Raw genomic sequence first — 26959 nt, 5'->3', positions numbered from 1 at the left:
GCGGGCGTTTTCACTTAAACCGGCCCGCGTCATTGACGATCGAAGAGCTCGGATTTAAACATCATTGAAAGGAAGTACCATGCGTCACCGTCACGGCCTCCGCAAACTGAACCGTACCTCGTCCCACCGTCTGGCTATGCTGCGCAACATGACCGTTTCGCTGCTGCGTCATGAAGCGATTAAAACCACGCTGCCAAAGGCAAAAGAACTGCGCCGCGTTGTTGAGCCTATCCTGACCCTGGGCAAGACCGATACCCTGGCGAATAAGCGTCTGGCATTCGCCCGTCTGCGCGATCGTGAAATCGTCGGCAAACTGTTCTCGGAACTGGGCCCACGTTTTGCTAACCGCAATGGTGGTTATCTGCGTATTCTGAAAATGGGTTTCCGCGTTGGCGATAACGCTCCAATGGCTTATGTTGAGCTGCTGGATCGTCCAGAAGTCACCGCAATTGAAGACGCGCCAACCGCCGAGTAATTAGTTGGTTGTACTGTAGTATTGAAAAGCCAGGCTTAGCCTGGCTTTTTTTTATCTTATTCGCGTTTAAAGAATGGGAATAATATTTGCGCCTGTGCCGCCGAAACCCTCCACCGCACGAGGGGTCTGACCCCGTACGGGGTCAGACCCCGCGACGGATCGCCGTGCGGGTTTAGCGCGTGCGTTAGTGGGTTGTGCCAGAAGTCGGCGTATTTATGCTAATTGTTGGCTTGAATTACTTCAGCCGCCGGTCGCCTGCTCCCTTGAACTCGGAACTCGCGTTCCACTGCGGCGTGCTGCCTTGGGCGATGTCCAGCCCCACCTGGAACAGCAACTGGATATCCTGCACGCCGCCGCTGAAGTCCCAGTCCGCCCGCACCAGATCGGTTGGCTGATGGTAATCGCGGGTGAAATAGTGATTCACCACCTCGGTCGCGTAATTGGCCGGCTTGTTCAGATACGCACTGCGCGCCTTCGTATATAAAACCGGTACACCAACGCGCGCAAACTCCAGCTGATCGGCGCGATAAAAACTTCCCAATTCCGGACGCGTATCTTTTTCCATCAGTCGTCCCTGCGCCTTGGCATATTTCTCCAGTAGACCATCAATACTGGAATGGCCCGATGTGACATTTTCAATCTGCGCTGTTTTACCCCAGGCATTAATCCCATCAATATTAATATTCGCCACCGTATTTTTAAGCGGATAAAGTGGATTGCTCGCATAATATTTCGCGCCCAATAATCCCCGTTCCTCGGCGGTGGTGGCAATAAATAGAATCGATCGTTTCGGCGCCGCCGGCAACGTTTTAAAGGCCTTGGCGATTTCCAATAACGCCGCGACGCCGGATGCATTATCGAGCGCCCCGTAATAGATTTTCCCGGTCGCCGGGTCCACACCCAAATGATCCCAATGGGCGCTATAGATCACATATTCGTCTTTCAGCTTGGGATCGCTGCCTTCGATTTTGGCCACCACGTTATTCGAGCTAATCGTCCGGGCGACATTGTCGATATGGAAATCGGCGGTCGCCTTCAGGGGGACGGGGCGGAACTCCCTGGTCTGTGCCTGTTTTTTCAGCGTGTCGAAATCGTAGCCGGCGGCGGTCATCAGCGCCTTGGCCTTGTCCAACTGGATCCAGCCCGGCACCGGCGGCGCGTCCGGATCGTCACCCGCGCGGACCAGGCTGAACTGTTCGGCGTTGCCGCCGCTGCGCACCACGTCCCAGGGATAGGCGGCCGGAATCGTTTCATGGATGATGATCGCCGCCGCCGCGCCCAGCTTGGCGGCGATTTCGTATTTGTACGTCCAGCGGCCGTAATAGGTCATCGCCTTGCCCTTGAACATGGCCGGGTCCAGCTCGGCGGGATTGTTTGGGTCGGGAACGGCCGGGTCGTTGATCAGCATCAGGATGGTCTTGCCGCGCACGTCCACGCCCTTGTAATCGTCCCAGCCGTATTCCGGCGCCTGCACGCCATAGCCGACAAACACGATGTCCGAGTGGTTGACGTCAACCGTGGTCGCCTGGCTGGTCGAATGGGCAACATAGTCATTCGGGAAATTCAGCGCGACTTTCTGGCCGTTGATGGTGTAGCTGAAGCGCGGCGATGGCTTCAGGCCGCGCAGCGGCACCGCTTGCGCCCAGCTGCCGTCCGGATTGCCGGCCTGCAGGCCCAGCCGGCGAAATTCGCTTTTGATGTAGGCGACGGCATTCGCCTCGCCGGGCGTACCCGGTGCGCGGCCTTCGAATTCTTCGGAGGCCAGGATTTTGATGTGCGCCAGCAGGTCTTGCGCGTTGATGGCGTTTAAAGCCTCGGCCGGCGCTTGCGCCATTGCCGGCAGGGCGCCGAGGGCGAGGGCGGACCACAGCAGTGGACGGAAAAGGGACATGGAGTACTCCAATGCGTAAAAAAATCCAGTTTCGCATAAAGCAATGTTTTAAGGCCGCATTCAGGCGGGAAAAACGCCGTCGGTGTACTATGCCTGTTGCTTCAATGAACAGTCCCCAGAGAGAAAGTTTTATGTCCCGTTTTGTCCGCTTAATCGCGCCGCTGCTGGCGTTGATCGCGCTGCTGCTGCAGCCTGCCCGCGCTGAGGATTTCCTCGATCCGTCCGAGGCGTTCAAGTTTTCGGCGCGCATGGTGGATGGACATACGGTGTCGGTGACGTTCCAGATCGCCGACGGCTACTACATGTACCGCGAGCGCTTCAAATTCAGCGCGCAGGGCGCCCAGTTGGGCGCGCCCCAGATCCCGCCCGGCAAGGTGCACTATGACGAGACCTTTGCCAAGGATGTGGAGACCTATCGCAAGAGCGTGACCATCACGATTCCAGTGAATGCCAGTGGCGCGTTCACGCTGCTGGCCGGCGGCCAGGGCTGCTCGGAGAAGGGCTTGTGCTACGCGCCGCAGGATTACAAGGCGTCGCTGGTCGGCAGCGGTTCGGTGCCGCTGCCCGCAGCCGGCTCGCCGGCGCCGGCCGGTGCGCCGGCCGCAAACGCCTCGGCGGCGAGCGCGACCGCCGGCGTCCCCGCCACCGCAGCCACCGCCGGCGCGACACCGCCGCCCACAGCGCCCGGCGCGGCCGGCCAGGGCGCCGTCAACGAAGGCGTGAACGGCGGCAAGCCCGCCGCGCTGAGCCCCGGCGTCAAGATCTACACCGTGCCCAACCCGACCGCCACCGACATCGCACCGCCAGCGCCGCCACAGCAAGCCGCCGCGCCAGCCGCGCCGGCCGACGACGCCGGCCATCTGGAAGCCGCGCTGAAGAGCGGCAAGCTGCTGGTCATCCTGCCGCTGTTTGCCCTGCTGGGCCTGGGCCTGTCGTTCACGCCATGCGTATTGCCGATGGTGCCCATCCTGTCCTCGATCATCGTCGGCGAAGGCCAGAACACCAGCCGCAGCCGGGCACTGGCGCTGTCGGTCACCTACGCGCTGGGCATGGCCCTGGTCTACACCGCGCTCGGCGTGGCGGCTGGCCTGGCCGGCGAAGGCCTGGCCAGCACGCTGCAGAACCCGTGGGTGCTGGGCGGCTTCGCCCTGCTGATGGCGCTGCTGTCGCTGTCCATGTTCGGCGTCTATGAATTGCAGGTGCCGGCCGCGCTGCAAAGCAAGCTGAGCACTGTGTCCAACCGTCAGTCGTCCGGCAAGCTGGCCGGCGTGTTTGTCATGGGCGCGATTTCGGCGCTGATCGTCGGCCCGTGCGTGGCGGCGCCGCTGGCCGCCGCGCTGGTCTACATCAGCCAGTCGCGCGACGTCGTCATCGGCGGCAGTGCGTTGTTTGCCATGGCGGTCGGCATGAGCGTGCCGCTGATCCTGGTCGGCGTGTCGGCCGGTACGCTGTTGCCGAAGGCCGGCATGTGGATGGACTCGGTCAAGCGCTTCTTCGGCGTGCTGATGCTGGCGGTGGGCTGGTGGCTGGTGTCGCCGGTGTTACCGGCAGCCGTGCAGATGATGGGCTGGGCCGCGCTGTTGGTCGGCTACGGCATGTATCTGCTGCTGAATAGCGGTCAATGGGTCGCCAAATCGGCCGGCGTGATCGCCTTGGTGCTGGGCGTGGCGCAACTGGTGGGCGTGGTCAGCGGCGGGCGCGATCCGCTGGCGCCGCTGGCCCACCTGACCGGCAAGGGCAGCCATGACGCCGCGCTGACGTTCAAGCGCGTCAAGAACGTCCAGCAACTCGACGCCATCCTCGCCCAAACTGGCGGCAAAACCGTGATGTTGGACTTCTACGCCGACTGGTGCGTGTCCTGCAAGGAGATGGAAAAACTGACCTTCGTCGATCCCGCCGTGCGCGCCAGGCTGGCCAATACCGTGCTGCTGCAAGCCGACGTGACCGCCAACGACGAGGACGACAAGGCCATGCTGAAGCGCTTCGGCCTGTTCGGGCCGCCGGGCATCATCCTGTTCGACCAGCAGGGCAAGGAGATCCCCAACGCGCGCGTGATCGGCTTCCAGGATGCGGCAAAGTTCACCGCATCCCTGTCCGTGCTGAACTGATCAGCCCTGACGCGGTGCCGGGCCGCCCCAGCCCTGGCGCTGCTCGCCGCCGTGGCCCCAGCCGCCGCGGTGGCCATGACCCCAGTGGCCGCGACGGCCATGGTGTTCAAAGCCCAGGCCGTGCTCGTCGAACAGCGTCTGCTGCGCCGGGTTCAGCTGCGCGTAGAAGGCGCTGACCGCTTTCACGCGGGTTTCCAGGAAGGCCTCGCGCTTTTTGGTCATCTCCAGCGCCAGGTTCAGGCGTTCCGGCGCGGTCAGCTTGTTGAGCGGCTTGTGCTCCGGACGCGGGCCGTCAAACGCGGCCGGCTTGATGGCGGCCTGGTAGGTGGCCCAAGCCGATTCCTGCTGCGCGGTCAGCTTCAGCAGGTCGTGCAGGCGTGCCTGGCGCTTGGCGTACATGTCTGCCATGCGCGCCTGCATCTGTTCCTTGCTCGGATGCGCGCCGTGCGGCTTCTGGACTGGCTGGCTTTCCTGGGCCTGCGCGGCGGCCATGCCCAGTACGGTGAAACCGATCAGTATGCTTTTGCGTAAGATGTTCATGGTCGTTCCTTCATGGTTGAGAGTTAAGTCAATTCGCGTTGGGTTCGCGCTTGATGCCATCTTGGCGGCCCAAGGTTGCCCTTACGTTTCGCTGCCCGAAGTTTTTGTATCCAGATGTTTCCCGTCTGAACGGCCCCTACGCCCTTATACAAGACGATACAATTGCTGCATGGTCTTGCTGGGATAATGAGCACATGGAACCGACATCTACTATCTTGATCGTTGACGACGATCGCGACATCCGCACCCTGCTGGCGGACTACCTGGAATCGAATGGCTACCGCGCGCTGTGCGCCGCCGATGGCGTGGCCATGTGGAAGCTGCTGGACGAAGCCCGTCCCGAGCTGGTGGTGCTGGACCTGAACCTGCCCGGCGACGACGGCCTGACGCTGTGCCGCAAGCTGCGCGCCCACTCGACGCTGCCGGTGATCATGCTGACCGCGCGCAACGAGCCGCTGGACCGCATCCTCGGCCTGGAAATGGGCGCCGACGACTACCTGCCGAAACCGTTCGAGCCGCGCGAACTGCTGGCGCGCATCCGCAGCGTCCTGCGGCGCAGCAACGCCATGCCGGCCGGCGCCGGCACCGACAAGGCGCAGCACATGAAATTCTCGGGCTGGACGCTGGACCTGACCGCGCGCCACCTGCTCAATCCGGACGGCATCGTCATCATGCTGTCGGGCGCCGAGTTCCGCCTGCTCAAGGTCTTCCTCGAACACCCGAACCGCGTGCTCAACCGCGACCAACTGCTGAACCTGACCCAGGGCCGCGACGCCGACCCGTTCGACCGCTCGATCGACATCCAGATCAGCCGCCTGCGCCAGAAGCTGGGCGAGGACGCGCGCATGCCGCAAATCATCAAGACGGTCCGCAACGGCGGCTATGTGCTGGCCGGCCAGGTGTCGGTGGAGCCGCAAGCGTGAAAGCCTTCCTCGGCTCGATGACCGGACGCGTGTTCCTGGTCCTGCTGCTGGGCATCGTCGCCTCGGCGGCGCTGACCCAGTGGCTGGCCGTCAACGAGCGCACCCGCGCGCTGGAGCGCTACCGCGACTTCCACGCGCTGGAACGGGCCGAGCAGCTGATCACCACCGCCGACGCCATGCCGGACAGCGCCCGCCCGACCTTTCTGGTGGCGGCCGCGCGCGGCACGGTGCGGCTGGAGCTGAGCGACACGCCGCAGGCGCAGACGGTGGCGCCGACCGAATTCTCGACCTCGCTGCAGCAGCGCCTGGGCGAGCGCTTCCGGCTGGGCCCGCTGGCCGAGCACCTGGCCGCCTGCGACCAGCCGCGCCAGGTCACCAGCATGTTCGCTTCCACCCAGTGGAAGGGCACGTGCGAGGCGATCAACGTCTACCTGCACGACGGCCAGGTGCTGAAGCTGTCGGTGCTGCCGCCGCGCGCACCGCCGGCGTCCACCAACAGCGAGCTGCTGTCGCTGCTGCCTTTCCTGGTCAGCATCGCCTTCCTGGCCTACCTGGTGGCGCGCATGTCGATGCGGCCGCTGAACCGCCTGGCGCAGGCCGCCAAGGACCTGGGCAACGACATCAACCACCCGCCGGTGGTGCTGAGCGGCGCCGCCGAGATCCGCCAGGCCAGCGCCGCCTTCAACGCCATGCAGGCGCGCATCCGCCAGCACATCACCCAGCGCACGCAGATGCTGGCCGCCATCACCCACGATCTGCAGACGCCGTTGACGCGCCTGCGCCTGCGGCTGGAAAAGGTCGAGGACAAGGAGTTGCAGCAGCGCCTGATCGATGACCTGTCGGCCATGCAGCAGATGGTGCGCGAGGGGCTGGACCTGGCGCGCAGCATGGACTCGACCGAAACCATGCAGGCGCTGGACCTGGACGCGCTGCTCGACAGCGTGTGCAGCGACGCCACCGACACCGGCCAGCAGGTCGAGCTGCGCGGCCGCGCGGCGATGGCGCTGATGGGCCGGCCGCTGGCGATCCGCCGCTGCCTGGTCAACCTGATCGACAACGCCGTCAAGTATGGCCACTACGCGCAGGTGACGGTGGAGCGGCTGGCCGGCGCGGCGCGCATCCGCATCCGCGACGGCGGCCCCGGCATCGCGCCGGACCAGATGGCGCGCGTGTTTGAACCGTTTTACCGCATCGAAACCTCGCGTTCGCGCGAGTCCGGCGGCACTGGTCTGGGACTGACCATTGCCCGCAATATCGCCGAGCAACACGGCGCCAATGTCACGCTGGCCAACCACCGCGATGGCGGCCTGGAAGTGACGCTGGTGGTGCCCGAGTATTACGCCGGCAACTAAGCAATACACTAAGCAACACTTCATGCGAAAAACCGCGTAGCGGTCACACGGGCGCAGTTTTTCGGGTAGATACTATGCGACAATATTTCGCCCTTATGCTCGGCGGCAATATTTTCGACTGAAAATTATTATTAAAATGAAAAAATCTTCCTTAGCATCGTTGGTGGGCGCCATCGTGGTCGCCGGTGGCGGCATCTGGTATCTGACCCATCACGACGGCGCGCCCGCCTCCGGCAGCAAACTCAACGGCAACGGCCCGCAGGGCCCGACCACCGTCAGCATCATCGCGCCGCAGCGCCAGGACGTGCCGGTGGTGTTGCAGGCCAACGGCACGGTGACGCCGATCAGCACCGTCGACCTGCATCCGCAAACCACCAGCACCATCGCCAAGGTGCACATCAAGGAAGGGCAGTTCGTCCAGTCGGGCGAGCTGATGTTTACGCTCGACGACCGCACCGAGCGCGCCAACCTCGACAAGGCGCAAGCCCAGGTCGAACGCGACCGCGCCGCGCTGGCCGACTACGAGCGCCAGTACAAGCGCGCGCAGGACCTGCTGGCGCAGAGGTTCATCGCCCAGGGCGCGGTCGATACGCTGAAGAGCCAGGTCGACTCGGCGCGCGCCGTGCTGCAGGCCGACATCGCCGCCGTGCGCTCGGCCAACGTGGACGCCAGCTACACCGCGATCCGCGCGCCGATGACCGGCCGCGTCGGCGCCATCAACGTCTACCCGGGCAGCCTGGTGCAGATGACCACGCTGCTGACCTCGGTCACCCAGCTGGACCCGATCACGGTCGCCTTCACGCTGCCGGAAAGCGCGCTGGCCGGGCTGATGGCGGCGCAGCGCCAGGGGCCGGTGCCGGTCCAGGTGACGCTGGACAATTCGTCGCTGGCCGTCAACGGCAAGCTCAGCTTCATCGACAACACGGTCGACCCGGTGGCCGGCGTGATCCGCGTCAAGGCCCAGTTCGACAACAAGGACACCGCGCTGTGGCCGGGCCAGTACGTCAACACCAAGCTGGTGTCGCAGGTGCTCAAGGATGCGACGGTGATTCCGCAAAACGCTATCATTAGCAACACCCGCGGCACCTTCGTCTACGCCGTGGACAAGGACCAGTCCGCCAAAGTGGTCAACATCAAGCGCCTGTACGCCTTTGGCGACCGCGCCGCCGTGTCCGGCCTGAACGGCGACGAACAAGTGATTGTCGACGGCAAGCAAAACCTGCGGCCGGGCGGCAAGGTACGCATCGCCCAGGCCGACAAGCCGGTCGATGCCAACAAGGTTGATGGTAGCAAGCAGAAAGGCTAGGCGATGAACCTTTCCGAGTTGTGCATCCGCCGCCCGGTGATGGTGGTGCTGCTGTCGGCCACGCTGATCCTGGCCGGCGTGCTGGCGTACTTCTACATCCCGGTGGCGGCGCTGCCGAGCTACAACACGCCGGTGATCAACGTCTCGGCCGACCTGCCGGGCGCGTCGCCGGACACCATGGCCTCATCGGTGGCGCTGCCGCTGGAGAAGCAGTTCTCCACCATCGCCGGCCTCAGCCTCATCACCTCGACCAACACGCTGGGCAATTCCTCGCTGACGCTGGAGTTTGACCCGAGCATCAACGTCAACGAGGCGGCGGTGGATGTGCAGGCGGCGCTGCTGCGCGCGCAACGCCAGTTGCCGATCGAGATGACCGACCTGCCGTCCTACCGCAAGGTCAACCCGGCCGACGCGCCGGTGCTGTTCATGACCATGAACTCGCCGTCGCTGACCTTGTCCGAGCTGAACGACTATGCCGAGAACCTGATCGCGCCGTCGCTGTCCACGCTGCCGGGCGTGGCGCAGGTGTCGGTCAACGGCCAGAAACGTTTCGCGGTGCGCGTCCGCGCCAAGTCCGACCTGATGAACGCGCGCAACCTGACGCTGGACGAACTGCAGCAGGCGATCAAGTCGGCCAACGCCAACACGCCGCTCGGCATCCTGGACGGCCCGAGCCAGACGCTGACCATCACCGGCAACGCCCAGCTGATGAAGGCGGCCGACTATGCCGAACTGATCATCGCCCAGCGCAATGGCCAGCCGGTGCGCCTGAAGGACGTGGCCGACGTGCAGGACAGCTTCCAGTCGACCAAGGCGGCCGGCAGCTACAACGGCGAGCGCTCCATCGTGCTGCTGGTGCAGCGCCAGCCGGACGCCAACACCGTGCAGGTGGTGGATGGCGTGCGCCGCCTGCTGCCGCAGTTCAAGGCGCAGCTGCCGGCGTCGATCAACATCAACCTGGTCAACGACCGCTCGGTGTCGATCCGCGAGGCCATCCACGACGTCAACCTGACGCTGCTGCTGACGGTGGGCCTGGTGGTGATGGTGATCTTCCTGTTCCTGCGCCGCGCCGCCGCCACCTTCATTCCGGCCATCACCATGCCGATCTCGCTGCTGGGCGCGCTGGCGCTGCTGTACGCGTTTGGCTACTCGCTGGACAACGTTTCGCTGCTCGGCATCACGCTGGCGGTCGGCCTGGTGGTCGACGACGCCATCGTGGTGCTGGAAAACATCGTGCGCCACATCGAGATGGGCAAGCGGCCGCTGGAGGCGTCGCTGATCGGCGCCAGGGAAATGGGCTTCACCATCATCTCGATTTCGGTGTCGCTGGTGGCGGTGTTCATTCCGATCTTCTTCATGCCGGGCGTGATCGGCCTGATGTTCCACGAATTCGCCGTGGTGGTGGCGCTGTCGGTGCTGGTGTCGGCGGCGGTGTCGCTGATGCTGGTGCCGATGCTGGCCAGCCGCCTGCTGCCGGCCGACGCCATCGATCCCGAGCACGACAAGGGCAACTTCATCGGCCGCTGGTTCGAGGCTGGCTTTGGCGCGCTGCGCGACTTCTACGCCCGCACGCTGGACGTGGCGCTGCACCACCGCACCATCGTGCTGCTGGCCGCGCTGGGCACCTTCGCCCTGACGGCGGTGCTGTACGTCACCACGCCGAAAGGTTTCTTCCCCGAGGAAGACCTGGGCCAGATCCGCGTCAACACCGAGGCCTCGGAAGATATCTCGTCGGCCGCGCTGATGGATTTGCAGGAGAAGGTGGCGGCCGTCATCAAGGCCGATCCCAACGTGCAGGACGTGACCTCGTTTGTCGGCGGCGGCAATACCGGCCGCATGTTCCTGGTGCTCAAGCCGCGCAGCGAACGCAAGCGCATGCCGGAAGTGCTGGACAGCCTGCGCAAGGCCACGCGGCAGGTGCCGGGCATCGCCGTCTACCTGAGCCCGGTGCAGAACCTGCAGCTGGGCGGGCGCCAGTCCAAGTCGCGCTACCAGTACACGCTGCAGTCGGTCAGCCCGGGCGCGCTGAACGAGTGGGCCGACAAATACATGGAGCGCATGCGCGCCGATCCGGACTTCCGCGACGTCACCAGCGATTCGCAGAACAAGGGCTTGCAGGCGTCGCTGAAGATCGACCGCGACAAGGCCAACAATCTCGGCGTGGCCATCGGCGACATCCGCACCGCGCTGTACCTGGCTTTTGGCGAGCGCCAGGTGTCGACCATTTACTCGCCGGCGGCCAGCTATTACGTGATCCTGGAAGCAGCCGATGCCGACCGCCAGTTCGACAGCGCGCTGACCAAAATCTCGGTGCGCAACAAGACCGGCCAGCTGGTGCAGTTGTCCAGCTTTGCCACGGTCGAGCGCACCATCGGCCCGACCGCCGTCAACCACCAGGGCCAGCTGCAGGCCATCACGCTGTCGTTCAACCTGGCGCCGGACGTGCCGCTGGGCGTGGCCACCGCCAAGATCGACCAGTGGGCGGCCGACATGCACCTGCCGCCGTCGATCATCACCAACTACGGCGGCGACGCGGCGGTGTTCCAGAGCTCGCAGGGCAGCCAGCTGATCCTGATCATCGCCGCGCTGGGCGTGATCTACGTGCTGCTGGGCGTGCTGTACGAGAGCTACATCCACCCGCTGACGATTCTGGCCGGTCTGCCGTCGGCGGCGGTGGGGGCGCTGATCACGCTGCGCCTGTTCAACCTGGACCTGACCATGATCGCCATCATCGGCATCCTGATGCTGATCGGTATCGTCAAGAAGAACGCCATCATGATGATCGACTTCGCGCTGCACGCGCAGCGCAACGAGGGGCTGACGCCGGCCGTGGCGATCCGCCAGGCCTGTATCCTGCGCTTCCGCCCGATCATGATGACCACCATGGCCGCGCTGATGGGCGCGCTGCCGATCGCGCTTGGCCTGGGCGCCGGCGCCGAGCTGCGCCAGCCGCTGGGTCTGGCCGTGGTGGGCGGCCTGATCTTCTCGCAGGTGATTACGCTGTACATCACGCCGGTGATCTACCTGTTCCTCGACAAGTACAGCGGCACCGGTCCGCTGAGCGACGAGGAAATCGCCGCCGACGCCGCCATCGCGCCGGGCGGGCACGAGGCGGTGCAGGCGGTGCCGCTGAAGGCCGTGCACAAGCATTGAGCGGTGACAAGTTGATCTGAAGACCGTCTCTTTATCATGGGCTTTTGGCCCGGATAAAGAGGCGATCGGATGAAACGCACCAGCATCACCATCATCGGCATGGGCCCGCGCGGGCTCAGCGTGTTCGAGCGCCTCGCCGCGCTGGCGCTGCACCGCCAGCTGCTGCTTGATCTCATCCTGATCGAACCCGGCGAATGCGGGCCGGGCGTGCACGCGATGCGCCAGCCGCAGCATTTGCTGATCAACACGCTGGCCAGCCAGGTCACCATGTTTCCGGCGCCGGGCGCGGTGCGGCATGCGCCGGTGTGCGCGACGCCGTCGCTGACCGAGTGGGCGCGGCAGGCGGGCTACCGGCGCGTAGACAGCCACTACTACCGGCTTGGCGGCAGCGGCGGGCACGACATCGCCGACACCGACTATCTGCCGCGCGGCCTGCTTGGCGAGTACCTGGCGTGGGTGTACCAGCAAGTGGCGGCGGCGCTGCCGGCCGGCGTGACGGTCGCGCACCACCGGCAGCGCGCGGTGGACTTGTCGCTGCGGCCGGATGGCAGTTGCGTGATCGAGCTGGAGAGCGGCTACATCGTCGCCAGCGATTATGTGTTTCTCACCACCGGCCACGGCAGCAACCTGCCCAGCGACCTGGATGCGTGGCTGGCCAAGTTTGCGCAGGACCATGCGCGCTACAACAGCCGGCTGCTGTTTATGCGGCAGGTGTATCCGGTCGGGCAGCTGTCGCGCATCGGCGCCGGCGCGCGGGTGGCGATTCAGGGATTGGGGCTGAGCGCGCATGACGTGATTGCCGAGCTGACGGTGGGGCGGGGCGGCGCGTTTGTTGATGGGGCGGACGGCGGCTTGCGCTACGTGCGCTCGGGCAGCGAGCCGCGCCTGACGCTGTGCTCGCGCAATTGTCTGCCGTTCGCCGCGCGCGGCGTCAATCAGAAAGGGCTGGACGGGCGCCACCAGGCGCGCCATTTCACGGTGGACGCGGTGGCGGCGCTGCGCCGCCAGGCGCTGATCGCGCGCGGCAGCAGCCAGCTGGACTTCGATCGCGACCTGTTGCCGCTGCTCGCGCGCGAAATCGGCGCCGCCTGGCGCGCCGCCGCCGCCCTCGACGCTGTCGCGTCGTCGCACTCGCCGGACGCCGCCGCCCTCGACATTGCCGCGTCGTCGCGCTCGCCGGATGACGACGCCTTGCTGGCTGCGCTGCTGTTCCCGCTGCAAGACCGCCAGTTCGCCACGCTGGCCGACTTCCGCCGCTACTTCCGCGACTGGCTGCAAGCCGACCTGGCCGAAGCCCGGCGCGGCAACCTCGCCAGTCCGGCCAAGGCCGCCACCGACGTGCTGCGCGACGTCCGCGCCACCTTGCAGGCCGCCATCGAACACGGCGGCCTGACGCCAGCCTCGCACCGCAAATTCCTCAACGTCTACCACCCGGCCATCAACCGCGCCGCCTTCGGCCCGCCGCTGCGCCGCAACGCGGAACTGCTGGCGCTGCTGGACGCCGGCGTCATCGAACTGCACGCCGGCCCCGGCAGCCGTATCGACATCGACGAAACCGACTCCACCTACCTGCTCACCACCAAATTCAGCCACGGCACCGCGCAACAACCAATCGACGTGGTGATCATGGCAAGATTGGACCCGTTTGTGCCCGAATCCGACACATCCTTACTTATCCGTAATCTGTTAAAACGCGGCCTGATCCGGCCGTACTACAACGGCATGTTCCACCCCGGCGGCATCGACCTCAACCGCGCCGGCCAGCCGCTGGACGCGCGCGGCGCGCCGCTGGCCAACGTCTGGGCGCTGGGCTACCTGACAGAGGGCGCCCACTACTACACCCACGCCCTGCCGCGCCCGCGGCTGAGGTCCAGGCAGGTGTGGGATGCCGAACAATGCGTCATGGCCCTGGCCGCTAAAATAGACCCACACCAGCGCAAACAGCCGGTGGCGAGCGCCTCAAAACATGACACTTTGCAAAGCAATTGATACATACGGTAACACCCATCAAGGGCTGGAACTTGTAAAGTAGGCAGTCTGGTGCCATGCATGGCATTTGGAGCGGTTCCCAAAAGAGCGGGACTCTGGCACTATGGCCCCATTTTGACGACTTTCTGCGTTCCACAAGGTTTGTATCTTGCACCACGACTCCCATATCCTCTCCGCGCACGCGGAATACTGCGAGACCTGCGGCCAGCGCCTGCCATCGGCGCAGGACGGTTTCGCCACGTGGGACCGCAAGTCCAAGAACAACCGCATTGGTATCGGCATCTCCATCGCGCTGCACCTGGCCGGCGTGCTGTACTACCTGTTCGCGCCGACGGCCAAGCCGACCAAGGCGCCGCCGCCGAAGGGCGGGCACATGGTCTACATCCAGCCGATGCCTGAAAAAGTCACGCCCAAGCCAATCACCAAGCCGACCACGGCGCCGTCCAAGCCGGCCACCAGGCCGCCGCCACCGCGCAAGCAGGTGGTGACCAAGGAAACGCCGGCCGCCAGCAAGCCGAAGCTTGAAACTTATGTGCCGCCGGTGCAGGCGACCATGACGCCGCCGCCTCCGCCACCGGAGGATATGTCGGAAATGCTGGCCCGCAAGCGCGCCGCGCGCGAGTCGCAGAATCCGCCGGCGCCCCCGGCGCCAGCGGCCGAGACCGAAGCCGAACGCGCCAAGCGGGTGGCGCTGGCCAATATCGCCCGCGCCAACGGCGCCGGTCAGAGCAGCGGCGCCGACCGCGACGACACCGGCGGCGTGTTCCAGGTCGACAAGAGCTTCCACAGCGCCGAGGTCAAGTTCCGCGGCTGGAACACCAACTTCAAGCGCAACTGGCTGCAGCAGATCCACGTCGAGCAGGGCGCGGAGCAGGATATCGAGACGGCGGTGGTCAAGGAAATGATCAAGATCATCCGCAAGGAGAAGCAGGGCGACTTCCAGTGGGAGTCGCGCCGCCTGGGCAAGGTGGTCACGCTGAGCGCGCGGCCGGAGGACGAGAAGGAACTGTCGGCCTTCCTGCTGAAAGAGATGTTCCCCGAATACACGCGCGGGGCGTCGCGCTAGCGCGGTCGTTCCGGCGCACGCCGGAACCCAGGGAACGTGTGCAGGGCAAGCACGCTGCCTATGGATGCCGGCTTGCGCCGGAATGACGGGTGGGGCGTTACTTGCCCTGCAGCTTGCGCGCCACGTCCAGCGCGAAGTAGGTCAGCACGCCGTCGGCGCCGGCGCGCTTGAAGGCCATGATCGATTCCATCATCACCTTGTCATGATCCAGCCAGCCGTTCTGCGCGGCCGCCTTCAGCATCGCGTACTCGCCGCTGACCTGGTAGGCAAAGGTCGGCACCTTGAATTCCTCCTTCACGCGGCGCACGATGTCCAGGTACGGCATGCCCGGCTTGACCATCACCATGTCCGCGCCCTCGGCCAGATCCAGGCCGACCTCGCGCAGCGCCTCGTCGCTGTTGGCCGGGTCCATCTGGTACTGGTTCTTGTCGCCCTTGCCCAGGTTGGCGGCCGAGCCGACCGCGTCGCGGAACGGGCCGTAGAACGCCGACGCATACTTGGCCGAGTAAGCCATGATGCGGGTGTGGATGTGGCCAGCGGCCTCCAGCGCCGCGCGGATGGCGCCGATGCGGCCGTCCATCATGTCCGACGGCGCCACCACGTCCACGCCGGCCTCCGCGTGGCACAGCGCCTGGCGGATCAGCATGTCGGTGGTGATGTCGTTGATGACGTAGCCGTTGTCGTCGATCAGGCCGTCCTGGCCGTGGCTGGTGTACGGGTCGAGCGCGACGTCGGTCAGGATGCCCAGTTCGGGGAAGGCCTGCTTCAGCGCGCGCACCGCGCGCGGCACCAGGCCGTCCGGGTTGGTGGCTTCCACGCCGTCCGGCGTTTTCTTGGCCACGTCGATGACCGGGAACAGCGCCAGCACCGGCACGCCCAGCGATACGCATTCCTCCGCCACCTTCAGCAGCAGGTCGACCGACACCCGCTCGACGCCCGGCATCGAGGCCACCGCCTCGCGCTGGTGCGTGCCTTCCAGGATGAACACCGGGTAGATCAGATCGGCCGCGGTGATGACGTTTTCGCGCATCAGCGCGCGCGAGAACGGGTCGCGGCGCATGCGGCGCATGCGGATCTGCGGAAATTGGGCGGACACTTTACTCATGGCTATCGCTTTCTGGATCGGAGGTGGGTTCTTCGGCGTCGGCGTCGATCAGCCCGGCCAACTCCAGGATCTTGTCGTTGGCCTCGTCGATGCCGATGCGGTTCTGCGCCGAGAACAGTTGGACGGTGAAGGGGAAGCCCTCGCCGTCTTCGTCGACGTAGCTGTCGAGCTTGGCTCGCGCCTGGCGCAGCACGTTGATCGAATCGTTGCGGTTGAGCTTGTCGACCTTGGTCAGGATGCAATGGATGGGCTTGCCGGTGGGGGCGAACCATTCCAGCATCTGCACGTCCAGGTCGGTGAACGGGCGGCGCGAGTCCATGATCAGGATCAGCGCGGCCAGCTGGTCGCGGCGCTGCACGTAGTCGCCCAGCAGGCGCTGCCAGTGCAGCTTGGCCGAGCCGGACACCTCGGCGTAACCGTAGCCGGGCAGGTCGACCAGCAGCGCCTGGATTTCGTCGACCTTGGTCGGATCCTTGCGGTGCTGCGCCACGTGGGCGCCACCGATCGAAAAGAAGTTGATATGCTGGGTGCGGCCAGGGGTCTTGGACGCGAACGCCAGCCCCTTCTGGTTGCACAAAATATTGATGGCGGTCGATTTACCGGCATTGGAGCGCCCCGCAAAAGCGATCTCCGGCACCTGGGTGTCGGGCAGATCGCGCAATTGGTTGACGGTCGTGAAGAAGCGGGCTTGCCAGAGTTTGGACATGGGATTGGGGAAAAAGCAACACGTTAAAGCAGGTATTTTTTTAAGCTATTGTACAATGAGTAGTTACCTGGTGCGGCCAAGCACCGTCTCGTGCTTGGATGGCACTTCGGGTGCCACAACTTTTTAGACTCCTCCAAGGGTGCTTGAATGAATAGTGTGAATCTGTTTTCACCGCTTGTTAAATCCCTGCTCATGGCCTTGCTGGCCATCACCGCCACGGCCCACGCCGCCCCCAAAATCGATCCCGCCAAAGGCGCCACCCTGTACGCCGACGGCGACAACGCCCGCGGCCTGCCGGCCTGCGTGTCCTGCCACGGCGCCGGGGGCAGCTCCACCATCAGCGTCAATCCCAAGCTGGGCGGCCAGCACGAGGCCTACCTGTACAAGCAGCTGGTCGATTTCTCCACCGCCCACCGCAACCAGCCGGTGATGACCACCTACGCCAAGCTGCTGACCGACGAGGAGAAGCACAACGTCGCCGCCTGGCTGGCCACGCAAAAGGCCACGCCGGGCGCCGCCAAGAACAAGGACACGGTGGAACTGGGCAAGAAGATCTACCGCGGCGGCATCGCCGAGAAGAACGTGCCGGCCTGCGCCAGCTGTCACGGCGCCGCCGGCGCCGGCATTCCGGTCCAGTATCCGCGCCTGGCCGGCCAGCACCAGGATTACACCTTCGCCCAACTGGGCCTGTTCAAGACCGCCGCCCGCAAGGGCACGGCGATGGACACCATCGCCCAGCGCATGTCGGAGGAGGAAATGAAGGCAGTGGCGGATTACGTGGCAGGCCTGAAATAAAGTTGATTAAACCTCATTTAATTTCCATGGGGTAACTCGAAAGAGGGAGGGCGGCAGCGTGAGCATGCTGCCCTTTTTGTTGGTATGCTCCGGCCTGCCACCACTTTTATTAAAGAAGTTGAAAACGCATGAGTAGTTCCAGCACCACCGGCATCCAGCTGAACACCCGCCGCCCCGTCGTCGCCGAGATCGTCGAACTGGTGTCGTCGATGCGCTTCGCCATCGCCCTGCTGGCGATGATCGCCATCGCCGCCATCATTGGCACGGTGATGAAGCAGGGCGAGCCGTCCAGCAATTACCTCAACCAGTTCGGCCCGTTCTGGTACGAGGTGTTCCGCAAGATCGGCCTGTACACCGTGTATTCGACCTGGTGGTTCCTGCTGCTGATGGCCACGCTGGTGACGTCCACCACGCTGTGCATCGTGCGCAACGCGCCCAAGATGCTGAAGGACATGCGCAGCTGGCGCGAGAACGTGCGCGAGCAATCGCTGCTGAACTTCCACCACAAGATGCAGTGGCACGCGCCGCTGTCGCGCGCGGCGCTGGCGCAGCAGAGCGCGGCCCGCCTGCGAGACGCTGGCTACCAGGTCAAGCTGGTGGAAAAGGACCACGGCACGCTGGTGGCCGCCAAGCAGGGCGCGGCCAACAAGTTCGGCTACATCTTCGCCCACGCGTCGATCGTCATCATCTGCATTGGCGGCCTGCTGGATTCGGATGTGCCGATCCGCATCCAGGAATGGTTCTTCGGCAAAACCCCATTCACCGGCACCGGCCTGATCTCGCAGGTGCCGGCCCAGCACCGCCTCGGCGTCGGCAATCCCACCTTCCGCGGCAACACCATGATCCCGGAAGGGCAGAACAGCAACACCGCCATCCTGGCCCGCCCGGACGGCGTGCTGATCCAGGAACTGCCGTTCACCATCAGCCTGAAAAAATTCACCATCGATTTCTACAGCACCGGCATGCCCAAGCTGTTCGCCAGCGACGTCGAAGTGCGCGACAACCAGAGCGGCGAAACGGTCAAGGGCACGATCGAGGTCAACAAGCCGCTGATCTTCAAGGGCCTGGCGATCTACCAGTCCAGCTTTGAGGATGGCGGCTCCAAGCTCAAGCTGAGCGGCTTCCCGATGGCCGGCAGCGGCAGCGAGCGCTTCGAGATCGCTGGCGAAGTCGGCGGCACCACCCAGCTGAACAAGGACTACACGGTCGAGTGGTCGGGCTTCCGCCCGTTCAACGTCGAGAACGTGGCGCCGACCGATGATCCGCGCGCGGTCAAGAAGGGCAAGACGCTGGAGGAGGAACTGGCGCAGAGCCTGGACCAGCACACCGGCTCGGCCGGCAAGAACGCCGCCAACAAGAACCTGAAGAACGTCGGCCCCAGCGTCAGCTACAAGCTGCGCGACAAGACCGGCCAGGCGCGCGAATACCAGAACTACATGCAGCCGGTGACCATCGACGGCGCCACCGTGTTCCTGGCCGGCGTGCGCGCCAACCCGTCGGACAACTTCAGCTACCTGCGCATTCCGGCCGACGACGGCCACAGCGTGACCGAGTGGATGCGCCTGCGCGCGGCGCTGCAGAATCCGGCGCTGCGCGCCGCCGCCGCCCAGCGCTACGCCACGCGCGCCACGCCCAACTCGGCCAGCGGCGACGCCCTGCGCGCCCAGTTGCAAGCCTCGTCCGACAAGAGCCTGGGCATCTTCGCCGGCAGCGACAAGTCGGCCGGCTTCATGGCCATCTCGCAGTTCCTGGAGAAAGTGCCGCCGGGCGAGCAGGAGAAGGCCGCCGACGTCTTCATGAAGATCCTCAACGGCAGCCTGTGGGACCTGTGGCAGGTGGCGCGCGCCAAGGACGGCCTGGCGCCGGTGGCCGAGGACGAGACCCACGCGCGTTTCCTGCAACTGGCCACCAACGCGCTGTCGGACGCCTTCTTCTACGGCGCGCCGGTCTACCTGCAGCTGGACGACTATAACGAGATCAAGGCCTCGGTGTTCCAGGTGACGCGCTCGCCGGGCAAGAACGTGGTCTACCTCGGCTGCCTGTTCCTGGTGCTGGGCGTGTTCGCCATGTTCTACATCCGCGAGCGCCGGCTGTGGATCTGGATCAAGGACCAGGCCGACGGCGCCGACGCGCTGATGGCCATGAGCACCCAGCGCAAGACGCTGGACTTCGAGCGTGAATTTGAAATCCTGAAGGAAAAGCTGCCGCAATCCGCGGCATAAGTGGAGCAGACCATGGAAATGACCCAACCCCAGCAAACCTACCAGCAGGCGCCCGGCTACTTCAAGCGCCTCACCGTCGTCGATTGGCTGTTCGCGCTGGCGCTGCTGGCTGGCGCGCTGTTCGGCCTGAACCGCTACGGCCACTTCATGGACGTCTACGAGCAGGGCATCCTGCTGCTGGCGGCGCCGGTGTTTGCCGCGCTCGGCTGGCACTGGAAGCCGGTGCGCTGGCTGATGCCGCTGATCGCGCTGCTGTCGCTGGCGGCGGTGGCCATGTACGCCGGCGACCTGGACAACGGCAGCAAGAAGTTCTGGCTGCGCATGATGCTGTCGAGCCAGTCGGCGGTGCTGTGGATGAGCGTGATGTTTGTCATCTCCACCGTGTTCTACTGGATCGGCTTCGCCGGCCGCTCGGCGTCGGCGTCCAGCATCGGCACCAAGCTGTGCTGGGCGGCGGTGGTGCTGGGCTGGACCGGCATGATGGTGCGCTGGTACGAGTCCTACCTGATCGGCACCGACGTCGGCCACATTCCGGTGTCCAACCTGTACGAGGTGTTTATCCTGTTCTCGCTGATCACCGCCATGTTCTACCTGTACTTCGAGCAGCGCTACGCCACCCGCCAGATGGGCCCGTTCGTGCTGCTGGTGATCTCGGCCGCGATCGGCTTCCTGATGTGGTACACCACCTCGCGCAACGCCGCCGACATCCAGCCGCTGCTGCCGGCGCTGCAAAGCTGGTGGATGAAGATCCACGTGCCGGCCAACTTCATCGGCTACGGCAACTTCGCGCTGGCCGCCATGGTGGCCGCCGCCTACCTGCTGAAAACCTCGGGCTACCTGAAGGACCGCCTGCCGTCGGAGGAAGTGCTCGACGACGTCATGTACAAGGCCATTTCGGCCGGCTTCGCCTTCTTCACCATCGCCACCATCCTCGGCGCGCTGTGGGCGGCGGAAGCGTGGGGTGGCTACTGGTCGTGGGACCCGAAGGAAACCTGGGCGCTGATCGTCTGGCTCAACTACGCGGCCTGGCTGCACATGCGCTTGATGACCGGCCTGCGCGGCCGTCCGGCGGCCTGGTGGGCGCTGGTGGGCCTGCTGGTGACGACCTTTGCTTTCCTGGGCGTCAATATGTTCCTGTCCGGCCTGCACTCCTACGGCAAGTTGTAAACGGAAGTTTAAGATTGGTTCCGGCAGTTTGGTGTAAGGTTGAGCCTAAACACTGCTACCGGAGCCCATCATGCTGATCACGCGTCGTCCCAACGGCATCGACCTGCCGTTTTCCTCTGAAATCACGCCCCGCGAACTGTACGAATCGCGCCGCCACTTCATGAAGCAGATCGCCATGGGCGCGGTCGGCGGCGCGGCGCTGCTGGAGATGGCGCAGCGCGAGGCGTTCGCGCAGGGCACCGGCGCCAAGCTGGCCGCCACCCACAACGCCGCCTATTCGGCGCTCGACAAGCAGACGCCGTTCAAGGACGCCACCACCTACAACAACTACTACGAATTCGGCACCGACAAGAGCGAGCCGGCGATGTACGCCGGCACGCTGAAAACGCGGCCGTGGACGGTGTCCATCGAGGGCGAGGTCAAGAAGCCGCTGACGCTGGACATCGACGCGCTGCTCAAGCTGGCGCCGCTGGAGGAGCGCGTGTACCGCCTGCGCTGCGTCGAGGGCTGGTCGATGGTGATTCCGTGGATCGGCTATTCCTTTTCGGAGATCATCAAAAAGGTAGAGCCCACCGGCAACGCGAAGTATGTAGAATTTGTCACGCTGGCCGACAAGAAGCAGATGCCGGGCGTGGGCAGCCGCGTGCTGCAATGGCCGTACACCGAGGGCCTGCGCATCGACGAGGCCAACCATCCGCTGGCGCTGCTGACCTTTGGCATGTACGGCGAAGTGCTGCCGAACCAGAACGGCGCGCCGGTGCGCATGGTGCTGCCGTGGAAGTACGGCTTCAAGTCGGCCAAGTCGATCGTCAAGATCCGCTTCGTCAAGGACCAGCCGCGCACCTCGTGGAACCTGTCGGCGCCGAACGAGTACGGCTTCTATTCGAACGTCAATCCGGACGTCGACCACCCGCGCTGGTCGCAGGCCACCGAGCGCCGGATCGGCGAGGACGGCTTCCTGTCGCGCAAGCGCAAGACGCTGATGTTCAACGGCTATAACGATGTGGCCCCGCTGTACGCGGGCATGGACCTGAAGAAATTCTACTGATGCTGACAACCAAGCAAATCAGCTGGATCAAGGGCGCGCTGTTCGTGCTGGCGCTGGTGCCGCTGGCGCGCATGGTGTATCTGACGGTGACCGGGCAACTGGTCAACCCGCTGGAATTCATCACGCGCGGCACCGGCGACTGGACGCTGTATTGCCTGACGCTGACGCTGGCGGTGACGCCGCTGCGCAAGCTGAGCGGGTGGAACTGGCTGATCAAGCTGCGCCGCATGCTGGGGCTGTACACCTTCTTCTACGGCTTCCTGCACTTCATGACGTTCCTGTGGTTCGACCACTTCTTTGATGTGCGCGAGATGTGGCAGGACGTGCTGAAGCGGCCGTTCATCGCGGTCGGCTTCATCGCCTTCGTGCTGCTGATTCCGCTGGCGGTGACCAGCACCAACGGCATGATCAAGCGGCTGGGCGGCAAGCGCTGGCAGTGGCTGCACCGGCTGATCTACGTGATCGCCGGACTGGCGCTGCTGCACTTCTGGTGGATGAAGGCGGGCAAGCACGACCTGAGCCAGCCGATCCTGTTCATCGCCATCATCGGCACGCTGCTGCTGATGCGCGTGTGGTGGGCGACGCGCAAATCCTTGAGCGCCGCCAACTGACGCCACGCCGGGGGCGGGGCGTGGGGGCGGCAGCTTATTTGATCTTACTTGATCACCGATTCCAGCGCGTACAGGTCTTCCGGCTTCTCGCGCTGGCGCACCAGGTGCGGCACCTCGCCATCGACGATCACCTCGGCCGCGCGGCCGCGGGTGTTGTAGTTGGAGGCCATGGTCATGCCGTAGGCGCCGGCGGTGTGCATCACCAGCAGGTCGCCGGCCTCCACCGCCAGCGAGCGGTCGCGCGCCAGCCAGTCGCCGGATTCGCAGATCGGCCCCACCACATCATACGCCGCCGCCGCCACGTCGCGCTGCGCCACCGGCTGCATGTCCATCCACGCCTCGTACAGCGCCGGACGCGCCATGTCGTTCATCGCCGCGTCGACGATGCAGAAGTTCTTCTCCTCGCCATGCTTGATGAACTCCACCTTGGTCAGCAGCACGCCGGCGTTGCCGACGATCGAACGGCCCGGCTCGAAGATCACCTTGATGCCCTTGCCGTGGTGGCGTGCCGCGCGCCAGGCGTCGATCTTGGCGAACAGGCGGCCCAGGTAGTCGCCCACCGGCACCGGCGGCTTCTCGCCTTCCTCGCGGTAGTCGATGCCGATGCCGCCGCCGATGTCCAGGTGGTGCAGTTCGATGCCTTCCGCGCCCAGCTGGTCAATCAGCTCGATCAGGCGGTCCAGCGCCTCCAGCAGCGGCGCGTCGTCCAGCAACTGCGAGCCGATGTGGCAATCGATGCCGACCACGTCCAGGTGCGGCAGCCTGGCGGCCGTGCGGTAGGTGGCCAGCGCGTCGGAGAAGGCCACGCCGAACTTGCTGGCCTTCAGGCCGGTTGCGATGTACGGGTGGGTCTTGGCGTCCACGTTCGGGTTCACGCGCAGCGAGATGCGCGCCTGCTTGCCCATGGCGCCGGCCACTTCGTTCAGGCGGTGCAGTTCCGGAATCGACTCGACGTTAAAGCACAGGATGTCGTGCGACAGCGCCAGGCGCATCTCGTCCACGCTCTTGCCCACGCCCGAGAAAATCACCTTGCCCGGATCGCCGCCGGCCGCCAGCACGCGCAGCAGCTCGCCGCCGGAGACGATGTCGAAGCCGGCGCCCTGGCGCGCCAGCAGGTCGAGGATGGCCAGGTTGGAATTGGCCTTCATGGCGTAGCACACCAGGGCGTCGCGGCCGCGGCAGGCGTCGGCGTAGGACGCGAAGTTGGCCAGCAGCGCGGCCTTCGAATACACATAGGTCGGCGTGCCAAACTGTTCGGCGACGGCGCTCAGCGCCACGCCCTCGGCGTGCAGCACGCCGGCTTTATACGAGAATTGCGACATAGTTAATTATTGTTGAGGGGCGGCGGGTTCAGAAGTCGTGGCAGGGGCGTTGCCGCTTTTGGCGGGCTTGGCCGCTGGAGGCTTGGGCAGGTACAAGGGGCCGGGTTGGCCGCAGCCGCTCAGCAAGACGGTCAGGATAATCGAACAGGAAATGGACTTCACGATAAAATCACGGATTATTTAAGTGCAGATACTGGAGTGTAGCATGGGCGAATCAGAATTCCTGGCGCAAGCCGAAGCCACCTTGGACGCCATCGAGGCGGCCCTCGACCGTTTGAACGACGCCAACATGACCGATGTCGAGTGCAGCCGCAGCGGCAACGTGCTGGAAATCGAGTTCATCGACAATGGTTCCAAGATCATCGTCAACAGCCAGGCGGCGATGCAGGAGCTGTGGGTGGCGTCGCGCTCGGGCGGCTACCACTACAAGCAGCAGGGCGGCAAATGGCTCAATACCCGCGACGGTTCCGAACTGTTCGCCACGCTGTCGGAAGAAGTGACCCGGCAGGGCGGCAGCCCGGTGGTGTTGACTGCCTGAGTGAGTGTTGACCCGCACCCCGGCCCCTGGGGGCTGACCCCGTACGGGGGCAGACCCCTTTCGGCCGCAGTGCGGGTCTGGCGTCAGAACAGCTCGTTCTTCACGGCGTCCTTGGCCTTTTCCTCGGCCGGGGTGCCGTGCCCCGGGGCGTCGAGGTTGTTGACCCCGGTGCCCGGCGGATTCTCCGCGTAGTAATACTCATCCCCCACCAGCACCACGCCGTCCGGCACCGCGCGTTCCTCGACCGGGATGCTCTTCAGCGCCTTCTGCATGTAGCTGATCCAGATCGGCAGCGCCAGGCCGCCGCCGGTTTCGCGGTTGCCCAGGTTCTTCGGCTGGTCGTAGCCGATCCAGGCGATGCCCACCAGCTTGGCCTGGTAGCCGGCGAACCAGGCGTCGATCGAGTCGTTGGTGGTGCCGGTCTTGCCGGCGATGTCGCGCCGGCCCAGCACATTGGCCTTGGCCGCCGTGCCGTAGCGCACCACGTCCTTCAGCATCGAATCCATCAGGAAGGCGTTGCGCTCGTCGATCACGCGGTTCTTCTCGTCGCCGGCCAGGTCCGGATGGGCCTGCGACAGGATCTTGCCGTCGGCATCGGTCACCTTGGAGATCAGGTAGGGGCTGACCTTGTAGCCGCCGTTGGCGAACACCGCGTAGGCGCCGGCCATCTGCAGCGGCGTGACGTTGCCGGCGCCCAGGGCCAGCGTCAGGTAGGGCGGGTTCTTGTCGGCGTCAAAGCCGAAGCGGGTGGCGTATTCCTGGCCGTACTTGGCGCCGATGCGGTGCAGGATGCGGATCGAGATCATGTTCTTGGACTTGGTCAGGCCCTTGCGCATGGTCATCGGCCCGTCGTACTTGCCGTCGTAGTTCTTCGGCTCCCAGGCCTGGCCGCCGGTCTGGCCGGCGTCAAACGAGATTGGCGCGTCGTTGATGATGGTGGCCGGCGACAGGCCGCGCTCCAGCGAGGCCGAGTAGATGAACGGCTTGAACGACGAGCCCGGCTGGCGCCACGCCTGGGTCACGTGGTTGAACTTGTTGCGGTTGTAGTCGAAGCCGCCCACCATGGCCTTGATCGCGCCGTCGCTGGTGCTGGCCGCCACGAAGGCCGATTCGATTTCCGGCATCTGCGCCACCAGCCAGTCCTTGCCCTCCTGCATGACGCGGATCACCGCGCCACGGCGGATGCGCTTGTTCGGCGGGTTTTTATCCGACAGCCACGAGCGGCCCTGTTCCAGGCCGGCGCCGCTGATCCTGATTTCCTCGCCCGAGGCGGTGACGGCGGTGATCAGCTGCGGCGTGGCCGACAGCACCACGGCGGCGATCAGGTCGTCGTTGTCCGGATGCTCGGCCAGCACGGTCTCGATGGCGTCGTCGGCCTCCTCCTTGTTGGCCGGGATGTCGATGTAGGCCTCGGGGCCGCGATAGGCGTGGCGTCGCTCGTAGTCCATCACGCCCTTGCGCAGCGCCAGGTAGGCGGCGTCCTGGTCGGCCTTGGTGATGGTGGTGAACACGTTCAGGCCGCGCGTGTAGGTGTCTTCCTTGAACTGTTCGTACACCAGCTGGCGCGCCAGCTCGGCCACATACTCGGCGTGCACGCCGAACTCGCTGCTGTCGGTCTTGACCTTCAATTCCTCGTTTTTGGCGGTCTCGTATTGCTTGTCGGTGATGTAGCCCAACTCGTGCATGCGCTGCAGGATGTACTGTTGACGGGTGCGCGCGCGTTTCGGGTTGACCACCGGGTTGTAGGCCGACGGCGCCTTCGGCAGGCCGGCCAGCATGGCGGCCTCGGCCACGGTGATGTCGCGCAGGTTCTTGCCGAAGTAGATTTGCGCGGCCGACGAGAAGCCGTAGGCGCGCTGGCCCAGGTAGATCTGGTTCATGTAGACCTCCAGGATCTGGTCCTTGGTCAGGTTCTTCTCGATCTTCCACGCCAGCAGCATCTCGTAGACCTTGCGCTTGATGGTCTGTTCGCTGGACAGGAAGAAATTGCGCGCCACCTGCTGGGTGATGGTGGACGCGCCCTGCTTGCCGCCGCTGCCGATGGCGTTGTGCAGGCCGGCGCGCAGGATGCCGGTGTAGTCGACGCCGCCGTGCTCGTAGAAGCGGTCGTCCTCGATGGCCAGCACGGCCTTCTTCATGACGTCGGGGATGTCCTTGATGCGCACCAGGTTGCGGCGCTCCTCGCCGAACTCGCCGATCAGCACGTTATCGGCGGAGAAGATGCGCAGCGGCATTTTCGGCCGGTAGTCGGTCAGCGTGTCGAGCTCGGGCAGGTTGGGGTAGGCCATCGCCAGGCCAAACACCACCAGCAGCACGCCCGTGACGGCGAGGCCGAGCACGGACAGGCCGGCCAGCAGGAAGAAGCGCGACGAGCCGGACGCCTTGCGCGCTGGGGCGTCAGCTTTGCCGGGCGGGTTGGTGGGAGGCGGTGCCGAATTGGAAGAAGCCATGCAATGTCATCGTCAAGTTATGTGTGCGAGCCATTATAAGCGAGCCGAGGGGCCGTTCCGTATGACAGGAATATTTCTGCGTGAGCAACAAAACAACTGAGTTGTTTTTGCTGCCATGAAGCAAAAAATAAGTGTGGCGAAACCCGCACACCACGCCAATTGTGCACAGTAGAAATACCTTTACACTTAAAT

General features: G+C 64.8%; 21 protein-coding genes. 14 read left to right on the top strand and 7 right to left on the bottom strand.

The window, feature by feature from the left end; translation table 11 throughout:
- The first annotated feature begins 79 nt into the window (after nt 1-79).
- Nucleotides 80-475, top strand: coding sequence for a 50S ribosomal protein L17 (gene rplQ, locus FHW58_RS23825; protein WP_090192432.1), 396 nt, complete (start codon nt 80-82; stop codon nt 473-475).
- Between the two features lie 235 nt (nt 476-710).
- Here the strand turns inward: rplQ and FHW58_RS23820 are convergent, their stop codons facing one another.
- Entirely contained in the window at nt 711-2366 is a 1656-nt protein-coding gene (locus tag FHW58_RS23820) for a M20/M25/M40 family metallo-hydrolase (protein ID WP_179675670.1), read from the bottom strand.
- Between the two features lie 131 nt (nt 2367-2497).
- Here FHW58_RS23820 and dsbD point away from each other — a divergent pair, with 131 nt between their 5' ends.
- Nucleotides 2498-4474, top strand: a complete 1977-nt coding sequence (dsbD, locus tag FHW58_RS23815; protein WP_179675669.1) for a protein-disulfide reductase DsbD — start codon at nt 2498-2500, stop codon at nt 4472-4474.
- Here dsbD and FHW58_RS23810 read toward each other — a convergent pair whose 3' ends face one another.
- Nucleotides 4475-5014 carry a Spy/CpxP family protein refolding chaperone gene (locus FHW58_RS23810; protein WP_179675668.1) on the bottom strand — a complete coding sequence of 180 codons (540 nt, stop codon included), beginning with the start codon at nt 5012-5014 and terminating at the stop codon, nt 4475-4477. It abuts the gene before it with no gap.
- Nucleotides 5015-5208: 194 nt separating this feature from the next.
- Here FHW58_RS23810 and FHW58_RS23805 point away from each other — a divergent pair, with 194 nt between their 5' ends.
- From FHW58_RS23805 to FHW58_RS23780, 6 genes are all read left to right on the top strand, one after another.
- Nucleotides 5209-5937: a response regulator gene (locus FHW58_RS23805; RefSeq protein WP_179675667.1), complete on the top strand. Its 729-nt coding sequence runs from the start codon at nt 5209-5211 to the stop codon at nt 5935-5937.
- Nucleotides 5934-7289: an ATP-binding protein gene (locus FHW58_RS23800; RefSeq protein ID WP_179675666.1), complete on the top strand. Its 1356-nt coding sequence runs from the start codon at nt 5934-5936 to the stop codon at nt 7287-7289. The genes FHW58_RS23805 and FHW58_RS23800 overlap by 4 nt, the downstream gene beginning before the upstream one ends.
- A gap of 136 nt (nt 7290-7425) precedes the next feature.
- A complete protein-coding gene (locus FHW58_RS23795) occupies nt 7426-8595 on the top strand; it encodes an efflux RND transporter periplasmic adaptor subunit (RefSeq protein WP_179675665.1) in 1170 nt (389 codons plus the stop codon).
- 3 nt (nt 8596-8598) lie between these two features.
- Nucleotides 8599-11748: an efflux RND transporter permease subunit gene (locus FHW58_RS23790; protein ID WP_179675664.1), complete on the top strand. Its 3150-nt coding sequence runs from the start codon at nt 8599-8601 to the stop codon at nt 11746-11748.
- 69 nt (nt 11749-11817) lie between these two features.
- A complete protein-coding gene (locus FHW58_RS23785; protein WP_179675663.1) occupies nt 11818-13737 on the top strand; it encodes an FAD/NAD(P)-binding protein in 1920 nt (639 codons plus the stop codon).
- Nucleotides 13738-13885: 148 nt separating this feature from the next.
- Nucleotides 13886-14803: a hypothetical protein gene (locus FHW58_RS23780; RefSeq protein ID WP_179675662.1), complete on the top strand. Its 918-nt coding sequence runs from the start codon at nt 13886-13888 to the stop codon at nt 14801-14803.
- A gap of 97 nt (nt 14804-14900) precedes the next feature.
- On the opposite strand, the gene hemB is transcribed toward FHW58_RS23780, so the two are convergent.
- Both hemB and yihA read right to left on the bottom strand, forming a co-directional pair.
- On the bottom strand, nt 14901-15908 hold the full coding sequence (gene hemB / locus FHW58_RS23775) for a porphobilinogen synthase (RefSeq protein WP_179675661.1): 1008 nt from the start codon (nt 15906-15908) through the stop codon (nt 14901-14903).
- Entirely contained in the window at nt 15901-16614 is a 714-nt protein-coding gene (gene yihA, locus FHW58_RS23770; protein ID WP_179675660.1) for a ribosome biogenesis GTP-binding protein YihA/YsxC, read from the bottom strand. Before yihA ends, hemB begins: the two co-directional genes overlap by 8 nt.
- A gap of 147 nt (nt 16615-16761) precedes the next feature.
- Here yihA and FHW58_RS23765 point away from each other — a divergent pair, with 147 nt between their 5' ends.
- From FHW58_RS23765 to FHW58_RS23745, 5 genes are all read left to right on the top strand, one after another.
- Nucleotides 16762-17409, top strand: coding sequence for a cytochrome c (locus FHW58_RS23765; RefSeq protein ID WP_179675659.1), 648 nt, complete (start codon nt 16762-16764; stop codon nt 17407-17409).
- 128 nt (nt 17410-17537) lie between these two features.
- Nucleotides 17538-19631 (top strand): cytochrome c biogenesis protein ResB, encoded by a 2094-nt coding sequence (locus FHW58_RS23760; protein ID WP_179675658.1) that lies wholly within the window; start codon nt 17538-17540, stop codon nt 19629-19631.
- Nucleotides 19632-19643: 12 nt separating this feature from the next.
- Nucleotides 19644-20798 carry a c-type cytochrome biogenesis protein CcsB gene (gene ccsB / locus FHW58_RS23755; protein ID WP_179675657.1) on the top strand — a complete coding sequence of 385 codons (1155 nt, stop codon included), beginning with the start codon at nt 19644-19646 and terminating at the stop codon, nt 20796-20798.
- Nucleotides 20799-20868: 70 nt separating this feature from the next.
- Nucleotides 20869-21846, top strand: a complete 978-nt coding sequence (gene msrP / locus FHW58_RS23750; protein ID WP_179675656.1) for a protein-methionine-sulfoxide reductase catalytic subunit MsrP — start codon at nt 20869-20871, stop codon at nt 21844-21846.
- A complete protein-coding gene (locus tag FHW58_RS23745) occupies nt 21846-22457 on the top strand; it encodes a sulfite oxidase heme-binding subunit YedZ (RefSeq protein ID WP_179675655.1) in 612 nt (203 codons plus the stop codon). Before msrP ends, FHW58_RS23745 begins: the two co-directional genes overlap by 1 nt.
- Nucleotides 22458-22501: 44 nt before the next feature.
- Here the strand turns inward: FHW58_RS23745 and lysA are convergent, their stop codons facing one another.
- Nucleotides 22502-23779 (bottom strand): diaminopimelate decarboxylase, encoded by a 1278-nt coding sequence (gene lysA, locus FHW58_RS23740; protein WP_179675654.1) that lies wholly within the window; start codon nt 23777-23779, stop codon nt 22502-22504.
- 6 nt (nt 23780-23785) lie between these two features.
- Nucleotides 23786-23941, bottom strand: a complete 156-nt coding sequence (locus tag FHW58_RS27980) for a lipoprotein (protein ID WP_179675653.1) — start codon at nt 23939-23941, stop codon at nt 23786-23788.
- Between the two features lie 43 nt (nt 23942-23984).
- Here FHW58_RS27980 and cyaY point away from each other — a divergent pair, with 43 nt between their 5' ends.
- Nucleotides 23985-24317, top strand: a complete 333-nt coding sequence (cyaY, locus tag FHW58_RS23730; RefSeq protein ID WP_179675652.1) for an iron donor protein CyaY — start codon at nt 23985-23987, stop codon at nt 24315-24317.
- Nucleotides 24318-24400: 83 nt separating this feature from the next.
- Here cyaY and FHW58_RS23725 read toward each other — a convergent pair whose 3' ends face one another.
- Complete coding sequence (locus tag FHW58_RS23725) at nt 24401-26767, bottom strand: penicillin-binding protein 1A (RefSeq protein ID WP_179675651.1); 2367 nt, start codon at nt 26765-26767, stop codon at nt 24401-24403.
- Between the last annotated feature and the right edge of the window lie 192 nt (nt 26768-26959).

It is taken from the genome of Duganella sp. 1224 (assembly GCF_013408245.1).
Taxonomy (GTDB): domain Bacteria; phylum Pseudomonadota; class Gammaproteobacteria; order Burkholderiales; family Burkholderiaceae_D; genus Rugamonas.
The sequence above is the reverse complement of the archived record's forward strand: the minus strand, read 5'-3'. Positions and strand labels throughout refer to the sequence as shown.